Annotated in this window: 11 protein-coding genes; 8 read left to right on the top strand and 3 right to left on the bottom strand. The window is 64.3% G+C overall.

Features of this window, described 5'->3' with window-relative positions; translation table 11 throughout:
- Nucleotides 1-124 precede the first annotated feature (124 nt).
- Nucleotides 125-1930, top strand: coding sequence for a single-stranded-DNA-specific exonuclease RecJ (gene recJ / locus ACIGJE_RS18805; protein WP_483678412.1), 1806 nt, complete (start codon nucleotides 125-127; stop codon nucleotides 1928-1930).
- A gap of 21 nt (nucleotides 1931-1951) precedes the next feature.
- Here the strand turns inward: recJ and ACIGJE_RS18800 are convergent, their stop codons facing one another.
- From ACIGJE_RS18800 to ACIGJE_RS18790, 3 genes are all read right to left on the bottom strand, one after another.
- Entirely contained in the window at nucleotides 1952-2977 is a 1026-nt protein-coding gene (locus tag ACIGJE_RS18800; RefSeq protein ID WP_367622842.1) for an aldo/keto reductase, read from the bottom strand.
- 239 nt (nucleotides 2978-3216) lie between these two features.
- A complete protein-coding gene (locus tag ACIGJE_RS18795; RefSeq protein ID WP_483678410.1) occupies nucleotides 3217-5232 on the bottom strand; it encodes a tetratricopeptide repeat protein in 2016 nt (671 codons plus the stop codon).
- 202 nt (nucleotides 5233-5434) lie between these two features.
- Nucleotides 5435-6031 carry a TetR/AcrR family transcriptional regulator gene (locus ACIGJE_RS18790; RefSeq protein WP_415081398.1) on the bottom strand — a complete coding sequence of 199 codons (597 nt, stop codon included), beginning with the start codon at nucleotides 6029-6031 and terminating at the stop codon, nucleotides 5435-5437.
- 112 nt (nucleotides 6032-6143) lie between these two features.
- On the opposite strand from ACIGJE_RS18790, the gene ACIGJE_RS18785 reads away from it, so the two are divergent.
- The 7 genes from ACIGJE_RS18785 to ACIGJE_RS18755 all read left to right on the top strand — a co-directional run bounded on the left by ACIGJE_RS18785 (nucleotide 6144) and on the right by ACIGJE_RS18755 (nucleotide 15158).
- The gene (locus ACIGJE_RS18785) at nucleotides 6144-7751 is read left to right on the top strand and encodes a carboxyl transferase domain-containing protein (RefSeq protein ID WP_415081396.1); all 1608 of its coding nucleotides are present in this window, start codon (nucleotides 6144-6146) and stop codon (nucleotides 7749-7751) included.
- Between the two features lie 23 nt (nucleotides 7752-7774).
- Nucleotides 7775-8521, top strand: a complete 747-nt coding sequence (locus tag ACIGJE_RS18780) for an enoyl-CoA hydratase-related protein (RefSeq protein WP_311934853.1) — start codon at nucleotides 7775-7777, stop codon at nucleotides 8519-8521.
- Nucleotides 8518-10530 carry an acetyl/propionyl/methylcrotonyl-CoA carboxylase subunit alpha gene (locus ACIGJE_RS18775; protein WP_415081393.1) on the top strand — a complete coding sequence of 671 codons (2013 nt, stop codon included), beginning with the start codon at nucleotides 8518-8520 and terminating at the stop codon, nucleotides 10528-10530. The genes ACIGJE_RS18780 and ACIGJE_RS18775 overlap by 4 nt, the downstream gene beginning before the upstream one ends.
- The gene (locus ACIGJE_RS18770; RefSeq protein ID WP_415081391.1) at nucleotides 10527-11435 is read left to right on the top strand and encodes a hydroxymethylglutaryl-CoA lyase; all 909 of its coding nucleotides are present in this window, start codon (nucleotides 10527-10529) and stop codon (nucleotides 11433-11435) included. The genes ACIGJE_RS18775 and ACIGJE_RS18770 overlap by 4 nt, the downstream gene beginning before the upstream one ends.
- Before the next feature lie 14 nt (nucleotides 11436-11449).
- Nucleotides 11450-12613 carry an isovaleryl-CoA dehydrogenase gene (locus tag ACIGJE_RS18765; protein WP_415081389.1) on the top strand — a complete coding sequence of 388 codons (1164 nt, stop codon included), beginning with the start codon at nucleotides 11450-11452 and terminating at the stop codon, nucleotides 12611-12613.
- A 257-nt stretch (nucleotides 12614-12870) separates the two neighbouring features.
- On the top strand, nucleotides 12871-14145 hold the full coding sequence (locus ACIGJE_RS18760) for a thiamine pyrophosphate-dependent enzyme (RefSeq protein ID WP_367622837.1): 1275 nt from the start codon (nucleotides 12871-12873) through the stop codon (nucleotides 14143-14145).
- A complete protein-coding gene (locus ACIGJE_RS18755) occupies nucleotides 14145-15158 on the top strand; it encodes an alpha-ketoacid dehydrogenase subunit beta (RefSeq protein ID WP_311934848.1) in 1014 nt (337 codons plus the stop codon). Before ACIGJE_RS18760 ends, ACIGJE_RS18755 begins: the two co-directional genes overlap by 1 nt.
- Nucleotides 15159-15166 lie beyond the last annotated feature (8 nt).

The following is a 15166-nucleotide window of genomic DNA, read 5'->3' as shown; positions in this document are numbered from 1 at the left end:
CGTGAGCGTTCGGGAAATATGCGATTGATGGCAGATTGTCGCACGTGGTCAAGGATGCCGAAGGTGTTATGCGGAGCTAACGAAGCATTTGTGCTGGCTAGGGCTTCGCCGATATGGTCCGCCCATGCAGTCATCCGTTTCTCCCCCTCGTTATTTTCTCGGCGTGCAATCCTCCTTCACCGGCAAGGCCTGGCGGGAAAGGCTGGATGCGCAAGGGCAGATGCAGGCCATGACCCTGGCCCAGCGCTCCGGCCAGCCCGACCTGCTGGCGCGCATCCTCGCCGGCAGGGGCGTGACGGTCGAGGAGGCCGACGCCTATCTGGCTCCCACCCTGCGCCACTACATGCCCGATCCCTCACGCCTGACCGATATGGACAAGGCGGCTGAACGGCTGGCCGATGCCGTGATGGCGCGCGAAAGCATTGCCATTTTCGGTGACTACGATGTCGACGGCGCCACCTCCTCGGCGCTGCTTGCGGGCTGGCTGCGCGAGGTCGGCGTGCCGGCGCGAATCCACATTCCCGATCGAATCTATGAAGGCTACGGTCCGAACGAGGAGGCGATTCGGCTGTTGCGGGCCGAAGGCGCCAGCCTGCTGGTGACGGTGGACTGCGGCACGACCAGCGTCGATGTCCTCGGCAAGGCCGCTGAGCTCGGCTTCGAGACCCTGGTCGTCGACCATCACCAGGCCGGCGAGGCGCTGCCGCCGGCGGTGGCGGTGGTCAATCCAAACCGCCTCGACGATCTCTCCGGGCAAGGGCATCTATGCGCCTGCGGCGTCACCTTCATGCTTCTCGTCGCCGCGAGCCGGAGCTTGCGCAAGCGTGGCTGGTGGAGGGAGCGACCCGAGCCGGACCTGATGGCGCGCCTCGATCTGGTCGCCTTGGGAACGGTGGCGGATGTGGTACCGCTCAAGGGCCTCAATCGGGCCTTCGTGGCGCGGGGCCTGGCCGTCATGCGCCAGCGCCAGCGGGCCGGCCTGCGCGCTCTGATGGACATGGCCCGCCTGGACGGGCCGCCGCGGCCCTATCATCTCGGCTTCCTGCTCGGGCCGCGCATCAATGCGGGCGGGCGTATCGGCGATGCCGCTCTCGGAGCAAGGCTGTTGATGAGCGAGGACGGCGAGGAGGCGGCTTCGATCGCCGCGACATTGGACCGGCTCAACAGGGAGCGCCAGACGGTCGAGGCCGTCATGCTGGAGGAGGCGTTGGCGGAGGCCGTCGCGGCCCTCGGCCTCGAGGAGACGGGCGCGACGGTGGTGACGGCCTCGCGAAATTGGCACCCCGGTGTCGTGGGCCTGGTGGCTGCCCGCCTGAAGGAACGCTTCGGCCGGCCTGCCTTTGCGATCGCCTTCAACAAGGATGGGGTCGGCACCGGATCCGGGCGCTCGATCGGCGGCGTCGATCTGGGCAAGGCTGTAAGGCAGGCGGTAGAGCGCGATCTCATCGTCAAGGGCGGCGGCCACGCCATGGCCGCGGGCATCACCTTGGGGCAGGACCAGCTCGGTGCCTTCCGAGCCTATCTGGAGGCGGAACTCGCATCGGCTGTCGAGACGGCGCGGGCAGATGCGGCCCTGGAGATCGACGGCGCGCTTGCCGCCGGCGGCGCGACCACCGGCCTGATCGAGATGCTCGAAAAGGCCGGCCCGTTCGGTCAGGGCAATCCCGAGCCGGTGTTGGCGCTGCCGGGCCACCAGCTCGCCTTCGTCGATACCGTCGGCGAGGCGCATTTGCGCCTGCGCCTCAAGGCGCATGATGGCACCATGCTCGACGCCATCGCCTTCCGGTCGGTCGGGCAACCCCTGGGCGACGGCCTTGTCGGCCATCGTGGCAAGGCCGTGCATGTCGCAGGCACCTTGAGCGTCGATCGCTATGGCGGGCGCGAGCGCGTGCAATTGCGGGTAATCGACGCGGCGCCCGCCAATGGCTGACAGGAGAGCAGTTCTGTCTGTTCACACCGGTGGCGGATTGCGCTCGGTGAAGCCACGCTGGTGCCAATAAGGATAGGGCAGGGTCACGGTGCTGGCCTCGTCCAGCTTTGCGATCTGCTCCGGTGTGAGCTTCCAGCCGACGGCGCCGAGATTTTCGTGCAATTGTGCCTCGTCGCGTGCACCGATGATCACGCTGGCGACGGTGGGACGCTGCAGCAGCCAGTTGAGAGCGATCTGGGGTACGCTCTTGCCGGTTTCGCCGGCGATGGCGTCGATGGCGTCGACGACACGATAGAGCAGCTCATCGGCTACCGGCGGACCATCGGCCGCGGTCTGGTGCAGACGGCTGCGCTCCGGCAATGCCGCACCGCGGCGCAGCTTTCCAGTCAGGCGCCCCCAGCCGAGCGGGCTCCACACCACGGCACCGACCTTCTGGTCGAGGCCGAGCGGCATCAGTTCCCATTCATAGTCGCGGCCGACCAGGGAATAATAGGCCTGGTGGGCGACATAGCGCGGCAGCCCGTAACGGTCCGAGGCCGCCAGGGACTTCGCCAGATGCCAGCCGGAGAAGTTGGAGACGCCGATATAGCGGATCTTTCCGGCGCGGATCAGGTCGTCGAAGGTCTGCAGTACTTCCTCGACCGGCGTGAGCGCGTCGAAACCGTGCAGTTGGAACAGGTCGATATAGTCGGTGCCGAGCCGCTTCAGCGCCTTGTCGACAGCATCGGTGAGATGGAATCGGGAAGAGCCGACATCATTCGGCCCGGGACCGGAGCGGAAGGTCGCCTTGGTCGAGATGATCACCTGGTCGCGGCGCCCGGCGATCGCCTTGCCGAGAATTTCCTCCGCGAGACCTGAGGAATAGATATCGGCGCTGTCGAACATGGTAACGCCGGCGTCGATACAGATGTCGAGCAGGCGGCGTGCGCCTTCCGAATCGGTCGTGCCCCAGGCCTTGAAGAAGTCACCGCCGCCGCCAAAAGTTCCAGTGCCCAGGCTGAGCGCCGGCACCTTGAAGCCCGAGCCGCCTAACTGACGATATTCCATGGATATTCCTCGTTGCTAAGGCGTTTTGAAATTTGATGAATGAGTTGAAATGGCAAAGGCACGCCGATGCGGTCGCACGATATCCCTCTAGGCGAACGCAATTTGTCAGAGGATATTCTGGTTGCGATTTGACGACAATCGGAATCAGGGCGGGAGTGGGTACCTCGCGAAAATAGCGCCATCCGATCCGTCCTTGGGTCAACGACCTCGTGTGTCGGTTTGTAGACTGCCTTCCGGTCCTAGGGAGAGGCCGATGCCTTGAGTGTTTTCTTCTCAGGGAAGTTCTTGTTTCGTATTTCTATGGCTTTGGCGCGATTTCTTATAGCGCGGTCGAATTTCGGTTTGATGCGGATAGCCTGATCGAAATCCATGATCGCCCTATCGTAATCGGCTAAGCTCAAATAGGTGAGGCCGCGATCATTGTAGGCCTCGGCATAGTCGGGATCGATGCTGATGGCCAGATTGAAGTCTGTCAGCGCCCTGTTGGAGTTTCCAAGATCGTTGTAACTGGAGCCGCGCCTCCTATAGGCGCGAGCATTGTTTGGCTTGATGCGGATAGCTTGATTGAAGTCTTGGATTGCGCGGGCGTGATCGCCCTTGTTGTCGTAGCTGACGCCTCTATTGACGAAGGCGGCCGCATTATCGGGATCGAGCCGGATAGCCTCGTCGAAGTCACGGATGGCTCGGTCGTAACGGCCCTGCCGGTCATATGTGATGCCGCGGTTCCTATAGGCGAGGATATAGTCGGGCTTGAGGCGAATGGCCTGATCATAATCCGCCAGAGCGCGCTCGCGATCGCCCTTGTCGTCATGGGCGTTGCCGCGGTTGTTGAAGGCAAGCGCGTAGCCGGCGTCGAAACGTATGGCCTGATCGTAATCCTGGATGGCGCGCCCATAGTCGCCCCTGTTGTAATAGACGGTGCCCCGCGCGTTATAAGCCCTGGCATAATCAGGCTTGAGGCGAATGGCTTCGTCGAAATCCCGGATCGCGCGATCCTGGTCGCCTTTTTCGGCATATACGCCACCGCGATTGTTGAAGGCGATTGCCAAATTGGGGTCGAGCCGGATCGCCTGATCGTAGTCTTGAAGGGCGCGGTCGCTGTCGCCTTTGTCGTCATAAGCGTTGCCCCGGCCATTATAGGCGACGGCATGGTCTGGCTTGATGCGTATGGCCTGATCGTAGTCCTGAATGGCTCGATCGAATTGGCCTTTGTCGTAATAGGCGTTGCCACGGTTCGAATAGGCGTTGACGTAATCGGGATCTATGCGGATGGCCTCATCGTAGTCCCGGATCGCTTTGTCGTTGTCACCTTTGTTCTTGTTGGCGACGCCGCGGTTGTTGAAGGCGTAGGCATAATCGGGCTTGAGGCGAATGGCCTGATCATAATCGCGGATAGCGCGGTCGTAGTTGCCCTTGTCATCATAGGTGCTGCCGCGATTGTTGAAGGCGTAGGTGAAATTACGCTTGAGTCGAATGGCGCGGTCGTAGTCCTGAATGGCCCGATCGTACTCGCCCTTGTCGTGGTAGGCGTTACCCCGATTGTTGAAGGCGTCGGCATAGTCCGGCTTGAGACGGATGGCCTCGTCGAAGTCCCGAATGGCGCGCTCGCGATCACCCTTGTCATAATGGGCGCTGCCACGGCCGTTGAAGGCGATGGCATAGTCCGGCTTGATGCGAATGGCTTGGTCGTAGTCCTGGATGGCGCGGTCCCTATCACCTTTGTCGGCATAGACGCCGCCGCGATTGCAGAGCGCGATCGCATCATTCGGCTTGAGGCTGAGGGCTCGACCGAAGTCCCGAATGGCGCGGTCGTGGTCCCCCCTATCTGCATGAGCGTTGCCGCGATTGTTCAACGCCTGCGCGTCGTTCGGATCCAGGCGAATAGCTTGATCATAATCCTCGATGGCGCGGGCGGCATTGCCTTGGTCACGATAGAGATTGCCGCGGTTGTAATAGGCCGAAGCGTGATCGGGTTTCAGGAAGATGGCTTGGTCATAATCCGCGATGGCGCGGTCCCTGTCACCCTTGTCCTGATAAGCCACGCCGCGATTGTAATAGGCGGTTGCCAGACCTGCCTGGGAACGGCCCTCTCCCGCAATGATCCAACTGCAGCCGGCGATGGTCTGATCGTTGGTGGATTGGGCATCGAAGCAGAATTTCTCCGCCTGCGTGCCCGAGATTTTCTTGGCGATGGCGGTTGCCGGGACCAGCGACAACGCAACCACTATTGCCCATAGCATGGGTTTTTTGTTCACCGAAGACCTCAGCCAAAGAAACTACCCTCGACAACAGTAGAGCGCATCTTAGCGATATGGAAAAGATCGGACGTGTCCTCGGTAGAACGGCGTGTAGCAGCAGGCTTTGCTTTCATCGTTCGCCAGCACGAAAGCGACCACCAGCAGCGTACGGCACCCTAGCTACCGTTTCGATGCCGTAGGTCTGGCTGCAAGACTCTATTTATAGGGAGGGTAACAGTCCGCCGACGACCAGCTGCCGATGGATGGCGATGATCTCGTCCTCGCCGAGGCGCCCCTTGGGGTCGTACCAGCCGACCACGCCGGTGAGCTGGGCGATGATCGCGAAGGTGGCAACGGTCACATCCGGCACCGCCAGGGCGCCGCTCCGGGTTCCTTCGGCCAGGATCTGTTCCAGGCGTCGCTCGTAGTCACGCCGCAAGCCGGTCACCACAGCCCTGTTCTGCGGCTCCAGGCTGCGCAGTTCTGAATTGTTGACGAAGACTTCCATCCGCCGGGTCAGATGGTAGCGCAGGTGGAATTCGATGAAGGTGTCGAGGCGGGCGAGGGGGCTCTCGATGCCGGCCAGTGCCGCGTCGAGCGCTTCGGTCAGCCTCGTCATGTGCTCGACCAGGAAGTCGAACAACAGTGCCTGCTTGGTGGTGATATGATTGTAGAGCGACCCCGGCTGGATCCCGACGCTCTGGGCAAGGTCCCGCAGGCTCATGCCTTCATAGCCGTGCTGGAAGATCAGGCGCAGGCCCGCGGTGCGGATTGCCTCCGCCGTCTTGCTGCCATCCGCTCCTGCCCTGCGTGCCATCTCAAACCACTTGCGGAGAAACCCGCTCCCGATTATAGAAACAAACGTTCGTTCGTTTATGATCTAATAAAGGCCGCCCCGCAAGCGGCTTGCAACAGGCAAGGCGATCTGCATGCCGGTCATAGGGAGTGCCGTCGATCGGCGGTCGGAGACGTTCCAGCGCAATCACGACGCACTGGCTGCGCTCGCCGCTGAACTGAGGGAGCGCAATCAGCGCGCCGGTGGCGGCGGTTCGGCTGCCGCCCGTGAAAAGCATCTCAAGCGTGGCAAGCTGTTGCCGCGCGACCGCATCGAGTTGCTGCTCGACACCGGGGCCCCCTTCCTGGAGCTTTCCCAGCTTGCCGCCTTCGGCCTCTATCGCGACGAAGTACCAGCCGCCGGGTTGATCACCGGTATCGGCCGCATCTCGGGCCAGGAATGCATGGTCGTCGCCAACGATGCCACGGTGAAAGGCGGCACCTATTTCCCGATGACGGTGAAGAAGCATTTGCGGGCGCAGTCCATCGCTGCCGAAAATCATCTGCCCTGCGTCTATCTGGTTGATTCGGGTGGGGCCTTCCTGCCCAAGCAGGACGAGGTCTTTCCCGACCGCGAGCATTTCGGCCGCATCTTCTTCAACCAGGCGCGCCTGTCGGCGGCCGGCATCCCGCAGATCGCCGTGGTGATGGGCAGTTCAACCGCGGGCGGCGCCTATGTGCCGGCCATGGCCGATCAGGTCGTGATGGTGCGCAACCAGGCCACGATTTTCCTCGGAGGGCCACCGTTGGTGAAGGCGGCTACCGGCGAGACAGTCAGTGCAGAGGTGCTGGGCGGCACCGATACTCACACCCGAACCTCGGGCGTGGCTGACTATGCTGCCGAGAACGATGCGCATGCCCTCGGCATTGCGCGGGAGATCGTCGGCAATCTCAACCGGCGCAAGCATGATGTCGGTGACGTCGAGGCGCCGAAGCCGCCCCTTTACGATCCTAGCGAGATCTACGGCATCGTCTCCGCCGATCCGCGCAAGCCCTATGATGTCAGGCAGGTCATCGCCCGGCTGGTCGATGGCTCGGAGTTCGACGAGTTCAAGGCCGATTTCGGCAATACGCTGGTCACAGGCTTTGCCCGGATCTGGGGCTATCCCGTCGGCATCATCGCCAATAACGGCATTCTCTTTTCGGAGTCGGCGCTGAAGGGGGCTCATTTAATCGAGCTTGCCTGCCAGCGCGGCATTCCCTTGCTCTTCCTGCAGAACATCACCGGCTTCATGGTCGGCCGGGACTATGAGGCGGGCGGCATCGCCAAGGATGGCGCCAAGCTGGTGGCGGCGGTGGCGGCAGCGAACGTGCCGAAATTCACCGTGGTGATCGGCAACAGCTTCGGCGCCGGCAATTACGCCATGTGCGGCCGTGCCTATGATCCGCGCTTCCTGTGGATGTGGCCCAATGCCCGCATTTCCGTGATGGGGGGCGAGCAGGCCGCCAATGTCTTGGCGCAGGTGCGGCGGGATGCGGCCGGAACCGATGAGTCCAAAATCGATGCTGAGGCCGAGGAGGCCTTCAAAGCGCCGATCCGAGCCCAGTATGAGGAGCAGGGCAACCCCTATTACTCGACGGCGCGGCTATGGGACGACGGCATCATCGATCCTGCCGAGACCCGCATGGTGCTGGCGCTGGCCCTGTCGGCGTCGCGGAATGCCCCAGCCAGGGAGACACGCTTCGGCGTGTTCCGGATGTGAGCCTGCGGGTGGAGCGGGACGGGATGGTCGCGGTCCTGACGCTGGACCGTCCCGAGGTGCTGAACGCCTTCGACGACGGCCTCATCGCCGAATTGACACGGGCCTTTGCCGAGGCGGGCACCGACGCAACGGTGCGGGCGGTGCTGCTGCAGGCAGAGGGCAAGGCCTTCTCGGCCGGGGCGGATCTTGCCTGGATGCGCCGTGCCGCCGATGCCTTGCCGGAGGACAATCTCGCCGATGCCCGGCAGCTCGCCGAGCTGATGCGGGTGGTCGACACCTGCCCCAAGCCGACGCTGGCAAAGGTGCAGGGGGCGGCCTTCGGCGGCGCCGTGGGGCTGGTGGCCTGCTGCGACATCGCCATTGCCGTGCCGCAGGCGCGATTCGCCCTCAGCGAGGTGCGCCTCGGCCTGATCCCTGGCGCGATCAGTCCCTATGTGGTCAGGGCGATCGGCCAGCGCGCCGCGCGCCGCCTCTTCCTCACCGCCGAACGCTTCTCGGCCGAAGATGCATTGAGATACGGGCTGATCCATGAAATAGCGGCCCCCGAAACGCTGGACGAAGCAGTGCAACGCTGCCTTTCGGACATCTTCGCCGGCGGTCCGGAGGCCATCGCCGCCGCCAAGAAACTGGCTGATGACATGGCTGGGCCCATCACGGCAGAGCGCATCGAGGAGAGCGCTCGGCGCATCGCCACGATCCGCTCTTCGCCCGAGGCGCGCGAGGGCCTCGCTGCCTTTTTTGCCAAGCGCAAGCCGGGATGGATGCCATGACCGCTCATCAGCCCAGACCCGTTCGCGTGCTCCTGATCGCCAATCGCGGCGAGATCGCCGTACGCATCATTCGCACGGCCCGCGCCATGGGCATCCGCACTGTCGCCGTCTATTCGGATGCCGATGCCGACAGCCTTGCGGTGTCGCTGGCGGACCGGGCGTTGCGTCTCGGCCCCGCGCCTTCGCGCGAAAGCTATCTGTCGATCGACAAGCTGATCGCCGCTGCCAAGGCCAGCGGTGCCGATGCCATCCATCCCGGTTATGGCTTCCTGGCCGAGAATGCCGAGTTCGCCCGGGCCTGCGCGGCCGAGGGCATCACCTTCGTCGGGCCGTCGGCCGAAACCATCCTGGCCATGGGTGACAAGGCGCAGGCCCGCGCCCGCATGGCCGCAGCTGGCGTGCCGGTGCTGAAGGGCTATGAGGGCGAGGACCAGAGCCTCGACACATTGACGCGTGCGGCGGAGGCCATCGGCTTTCCGGTATTGCTGAAGCCATCGGCCGGTGGCGGCGGCAAGGGCATGCATATCGTTGCCAGGGTCGAGGATCTGCCAACAGAGCTGCAGGCGGCCCAACGCGAGGCGCGCTCCGCTTTCGGCGACGATCGCATGGTGATCGAGCGCTATCTGCAGGTCGCGCGTCATGTCGAGGTGCAGGTCTTCGCCGACCACCACGGCCATACGGTGCATCTGTTCGACCGCGACTGCTCGGTGCAGCGTCGCCATCAGAAAGTGATCGAGGAGGCGCCGGCACCGGACCTGCCACCGGCCTTGCGGGCGGGCCTGCATCAGGCGGCGATCACCTGTGCGCGATCGGTCGATTATGTAGGCGCCGGCACCGTTGAGTTCCTGGTTGCCGACGACCATTTCTATTTCATGGAGATGAATACGAGGCTTCAGGTCGAGCATCCGGTGACGGAAGCGGTCACCGGCCTCGATCTCGTGTCCTGGCAGTTGCGGGTGGCAGGCGGCGCGCCGCTGCCGCTGGCGCAGGAGGCGATCACCTGCGCGGGCCATGCCCTGGAGGCGCGTCTGTGTGCCGAGGATCCGGCCGGCGGCTTCCTGCCGAGCATCGGCCGGATCGAGCATCTGGCCTTGCCAGAGGGCCTCGCCGGCCTGCGGATCGACAGCGGCTTTCGCAGTGGTGACACCATCTCGATGCATTACGATTCCCTGCTCGCCAAGGTGATCGCCGCCGGCGTCGACCGCGCCGAAGCCATCGCCCGGCTCGGAGCGGGCCTCGATGCCGTCGAAGTGGTCGGGCCCCATACCAATCGGGATTTCCTTGCCGCCATCATCCGCCATCCGGCTTTTGCCGAAGGCGGGGTCGACACACGTTTCATCGAGCATCATCAGGCCGATCTGCTGGCACCAGCCCGGCATCTGTCAGACGAGGTGGTCGCAGCGGCGGCCTTCGTCGCCCTGCGGGCCTCCGAGCGCCTGGCCAAGGCGGCCGATCCGGCCGATCTCCATTCTCCCTGGGGCGAGACAGACGGCTGGCGCCTGTCCGGTTCGGCTCGCCGCAAGCTGGATCTGGCCTGGGGCGACACGCCGATCGGCGTCGATGCCGTCTGGCGGGCAGGGGGCTATGAACTGCATCTCGCCGATCGGGCCGTCATTGTCGAGGGCAACCTCGATGCCCAGGGAACGGCGAGGTTGCGCATCAGCGAGGGCGTGCTCAAGGCCCGTGCGGTCCTGTCCGGCGAAACCCTGACCCTTTTCGTGGACGGCCGATCCTATGCCTTCGGCCTGCGCGATCCCCGCAAGCCGCGCGGCGTCGAAAGCGAGGGGGCCGGCCGTATCATGTCGCCCATGCCTGGCCTGGTGCTGTCGGTTAGCGCGGCGGTGGGTACCGCGGTGGAGAAGGGGCAGGCCCTGGTGGTGATCGAAGCCATGAAGATGGAACACACCGTTTCCGCTCCGCGCGCCGGCGTCGTCAAGATGGTCGATGTCGCGGTGGGCGATCAGGTCGTCGCCGGCGCCGAACTGGTAGTGCTGGAGATCGAGCCGTGAGCCGGGCCGAACGCGTCGAGATTTTCGAGGTCGGTCCCCGCGACGGCCTCCAGAACGAAAGCCGGGTGTTACCGGTCGAGACCCGTATCGCCCTCATCCGCGACCTGGCGACAGCCGGGCTGCGTACGGTGGAGGCCGGCAGCTTCGTCTCGCCCAGGAACCTGCCGCAGATGGCGCAGACCGCTGACGTGCTGGCCGGGCTGTCCTCCTTGGCGGGACAGGTCGATCTACCCGTGCTGGTGCCCAATGCCCGTGGTTTTGCCGATGCACTCGCGGCCAAGGCCCGGCATATCGCCGTGTTTGCCGCCGCCTCCGAGAGCTTCAGCCGCCGCAACATCAATCGCAGCATCGAAGAGAGCCTCGACGAATATCGGCCGATCGTGACCGAGGCCCGGGCCAAGGGCCTGAAGGTGCGGGGCTATGTCAGCTGCGTGCTGGGCTGCCCCTATGAGGGACGGGTGGCTGTCTCCGCCGTGGTTTCGGTGGCGACAGTCCTGGCCGCGATGGGGTGCGAAGAGATTTCGCTCGGCGACACCATCGGTGTCGGTACGCCCGATGCGGCGCGGGCGATGACGGCGGCCGTGGCGCGCGAGATCGGCATCGAGCGCGTCGCCGTGCACTTCCACGACACCTATGGCCAGGCGCTCGCCAATGTCCTGGCCTGCCTGGAACTCGGCGTCACCGTGGTGGATTCCTCCGTCGCCGGCCTCGGCGGTTGTCCCTATGCGCCGGGGGCGAGCGGAAACCTGGCGACCGAGGATCTCGTTTACATGCTTGATGGCCTGGGCGTCGAAACCGGGGTCGATCTCGATAGGGTCGCGGCTGCCGGCAGGGCTGTCTGCACAGCGCTCGGCTCGGCCCCGCGCTCGCGCGCAGGGCAGGCCTTGGCGGCCAAGATAAAATAGCAGGGAGAGGGCTCATGTATGATGGCGGCCTGAACTTCAATCTCGGTGAGGACGTCGAGGAATTGCGCCGCATGGTGCAGCGCTTCGCAGCGGAGAGGATCGCGCCGCGGGCCGCCGCCATCGATCGCGACAATGCCTTTCCGCGCGATTTGTGGCCCGAACTCGGTGCCCTCGGCCTGCTCGGCATCACCGCCGAATCCGACTATGGCGGCTCGGGCATGGGCTATCTCGCCCATTGCGTCGCCATGGAGGAAATCAGCCGGGCCTCGGGCTCGGTGGGACTTTCCTACGGCGCCCATTCCAATCTGTGCGTCAACCAGCTCACCCGCCATGCCAATCGGGACCAGAAGCAGCGCTATCTGCCCAAGCTGATCTCGGGCGAGCATGTCGGCTCGCTGGCGATGTCGGAGGCCGGTTCCGGCTCGGATGTGGTGTCGATGAGCCTCAAGGCCGAGGCCCGTGAAGGCGGTTTTGTCCTCAACGGTACCAAGATGTGGATCACCAATGGCCCGGACGCCGACGTGCTGGTCGTCTATGCCAAGACCGATCCGGCCGCCGGGCCGAAGGGTATCTCCACCTTCATCGTCGAACGCGGTTTTGCCGGCTTCCGCACCTCGCCCAAGCTCGACAAGCTCGGCATGCGCGGCTCCAGTACCTGCGAGCTGGTGTTCGAGGATTGCTTCGTGCCTGCAGCCAACCTGCTCGGCAAGGTCGGCGATGGCGTGCGCATCCTGATGTCCGGCCTCGATTTCGAGAGGGTGGTATTGTCGGGCGGACCGATCGGGCTGATGGCCGCCTCTCTCGACCTCGTCGTGCCTTATGTGCATGAGCGCAAGCAGTTCGGCGAAGCCATCGGCACCTTCCAGCTGATGCAGGGCAAGCTCGCGGACATGTACACCCTCTACAATGCCTCGCGTGCCTATAGCTATGCGGTGGCCGCCGCCTGCGACCGCGGCGAGGTCGCGCGTAAGGATGCCGCCGGCTGCATCCTCTATTCGGCCGAAAATGCCACCAAGGTCGCGCTCGAGGCGATCCAGGCCCTGGGCGGCAATGGCTACATCAATGATTTTCCGGCCGGACGCCTTCTTCGTGACGCCAAGCTCTACGAGATTGGCGCCGGCACCTCCGAGATCCGGCGCATGCTGATCGGCCGCGAGATATTCCGCGAGACGAGCTGACAGCGCCGGACACGGGGTCATCCCGGACGCATCGCAGCACGCAATGATGCGCTGCAGTCAGACCAAACCAAAGGTTTGGTCCGGGGATCGCAAGCCGATTTTGGCTCATTCTCAGAGCGATCCCGGGTCTGCGAGGCAGCATTTCATGCCGCATCGCGCACGGAATGACCAGGAAGCCAGCCATCGCCGAGTTTTGACCCGACCAGACGCAACCTCACGCCAGCCGGACAGCAACAAGTCCTGGGAGCGCCCGCTCGATGACCAAGAAGACCACGCTTAGCCTGCACATTCCGGAAGCCCGCTTCCGGCCGGGCGATACGCCTGATTTCAGCTATCTCAACCTGCCGGGGGCGGGCGAGGCCCAGCGCCCGCCGGTGACTGCGGTCGCCTCCGAAACCCGGGACCTCGCCTTCGGCCTCGTCCGGGTGCTCGACGACGAGGGCAAGGCTGTCGGCCCCTGGGACCCCAAGCTCGACGCCGACACCTTGCGCAGGGCCCTGCGTGCCATGATGCTGACGCGCTATTTCGACGATCAGATGTTCAAGGCCCAGCGCCAGGGCAAGACCTCCTTCTACATGAAATGCACGGGCGAGGAGGCGGTGGCGGTCGGCCAGGCGTTGGCGCTGGAAGCCGGCGACATGTGCTTCCCGACCTACCGCCAGCAGGGCCTCCTGGTGGCGCGCAACTGGCCGTTGACCGACATGATGTCCCAGATCTATTCCAATGGGCAGGACCGGTTGAAGGGCCGGCAATTGCCGGTACTCTATTCGGCCAAGGAGGCCGGCTTCTTCTCCATCTCCGGCAATCTCGCCACCCAGGTGCCGCAGGCCGTCGGCTGGGCCATGGCTTCGGCCTATAAGCGCGATCGCCGCATCGCCGCGGCCTGGATCGGCGACGGCTCCTCCGCCGAGGGCGATTTCCATCACGGCATGGTGTTCGCCTCCGTCTATCACGCGCCGGTGCTGATCAATCTCGTCAACAATCAATGGGCGATCTCGTCCAGCCAGGGTGTCGCCGGCGGCGAGGAGGCGACTTTCGCCTCGCGTGCCATCGGTTTCGGCATGCCGGGCATCCGGGTCGACGGCAACGATCTGCTCGCCGTCTATGCCGTTACGCGCTGGGCTGCCGAACGGGCCCGCTCCAACCATGGCCCAACCCTGATCGAGCTCTTCACCTATCGCGTCGCCGCCCATTCCACCAGCGACGATCCCGGCCGCTACCGCCCGGGCGACGAGGAGAAATACTGGCCCTTCGGCGATCCGGTCGAGCGATTGAAGCGTCATCTCATCGGGCTGGGCGAATGGAACGAGGAGCGCCACCAGGCGCAGGCCAAGGAATTGCAGGCCGAAGTCAAGGCCGCCAATGCCGAGGCCCAGCGCCACGGCATTCTCAGCGACGGGCCGCATCACGGCACCGAAACCATGTTCGAGGACGTCTTCAAGGAAATGCCCTGGCATCTCAAGGAACAGCTGGCGGAACTCAACCGTTTCGAAGCCACCAAAGACGCCGCTCATAAGAAGGAGGGCGAATAATGCCCGCCATGAATATGGTGCAGGCCCTGAATTCGGCCATGGACGTCCTGCTCAGGAACGATCCCAACGTGCTGATCTTCGGCGAGGATGTCGGCTTCTTCGGCGGCGTGTTCCGCTGCACCGACGGCCTGCAGCAGCGCTACAGTTCGCAGCGCGTCTTCGATGCCCCCATCGCCGAGGGGGGCTTGATCGCCATCGCCATCGGCATGGGCGCCTATGGCCTCAGGCCGATCGTCGAGTGCCAGTTCGCCGATTACATCTATCCCGGCTTCGACCAGATCGTCTCGGAAGCGGCGCGCCTGCGCTACCGCTCGGGCGGAGAGTTCACCTCGCCGATCACCATCCGCTCGCCCTATGGCGGCGGCATTTTCGGCGGCCAGACCCATAGCCAGAGCCCGGAAGGCCTGTTCAGCCATGTCTGCGGCATCAAGACGGTGATCCCGTCCAACCCCTATGACGCCAAGGGGCTCTTGATCAGCGCGGTCGAGGATGACGACCCGGTCTTGTTCTTCGAGCCCAAGCGCCTCTACAACGGTCCCTTCGATGGCCATCACGACCGCCCGCTGAAGCCCTGGACCGACCAGGCCGGGGCCGACGTGCCGGCGGGACACTACAAGGTACCGCTCGGCAAGGCTGCGATCGCACGGGAGGGCAGCGAACTTACCATCCTGGCCTATGGCACCATGGTGCATGTCGCGCTCACGGCGACGCAGGAGACCGGCATCGATGCCGAGATCATCGATCTCAGGACGATCCTGCCTGTCGACATCGAGACGATCGAGGAATCGGTGAAGAAGACCGGCCGCTGCCTGATCGTGCATGAGGCGACACGGACGGGCGGTTTCGGTGCAGAATTGTCGGCACTGGTGCAGGAACGCTGCTTCCACCATCTCGAAGCGCCGATCGAGCGCGTCACCGGCTGGGACACGCCCTATCCGCATACGTTCGAATGGCAGTATTTCCCGGGGCCGAAGCGGGTCGGGGAAGGCATGCGCAAAGTGATGGCAGGCTGAGGGAAACG

The organism is Labrys sp. E2SS-1L (assembly GCF_057073705.1).
Note: the sequence above shows the minus strand (reverse complement) of the source record. Positions and strands in the feature narration are given on the sequence as shown.

Excerpts from the sequence above, each read along its gene's own strand:
- ACIGJE_RS18775 (WP_415081393.1), top strand. The coding sequence starts at position 8,518 with ATGACCGCTCATCAGCCCAGACCCGTTCGCGTGCTCCTGATCGCCAAT.
- ACIGJE_RS18760 (WP_367622837.1), top strand. The coding sequence starts at position 12,871 with ATGACCAAGAAGACCACGCTTAGCCTGCACATTCCGGAAGCCCGCTTC.
- ACIGJE_RS18780 (WP_311934853.1), top strand. The coding sequence starts at position 7,775 with ATGGTCGCGGTCCTGACGCTGGACCGTCCCGAGGTGCTGAACGCCTTC.
- ACIGJE_RS18800 (WP_367622842.1), bottom strand. The coding sequence starts at position 2,977 with ATGGAATATCGTCAGTTAGGCGGCTCGGGCTTCAAGGTGCCGGCGCTC.
- ACIGJE_RS18785 (WP_415081396.1), top strand. The coding sequence starts at position 6,144 with ATGCCGGTCATAGGGAGTGCCGTCGATCGGCGGTCGGAGACGTTCCAG.
- ACIGJE_RS18765 (WP_415081389.1), top strand. The coding sequence starts at position 11,450 with ATGTATGATGGCGGCCTGAACTTCAATCTCGGTGAGGACGTCGAGGAA.
- ACIGJE_RS18790 (WP_415081398.1), bottom strand. The coding sequence starts at position 6,031 with ATGGCACGCAGGGCAGGAGCGGATGGCAGCAAGACGGCGGAGGCAATC.
- recJ (WP_483678412.1), top strand. The coding sequence starts at position 125 with ATGCAGTCATCCGTTTCTCCCCCTCGTTATTTTCTCGGCGTGCAATCC.
- ACIGJE_RS18755 (WP_311934848.1), top strand. The coding sequence starts at position 14,145 with ATGCCCGCCATGAATATGGTGCAGGCCCTGAATTCGGCCATGGACGTC.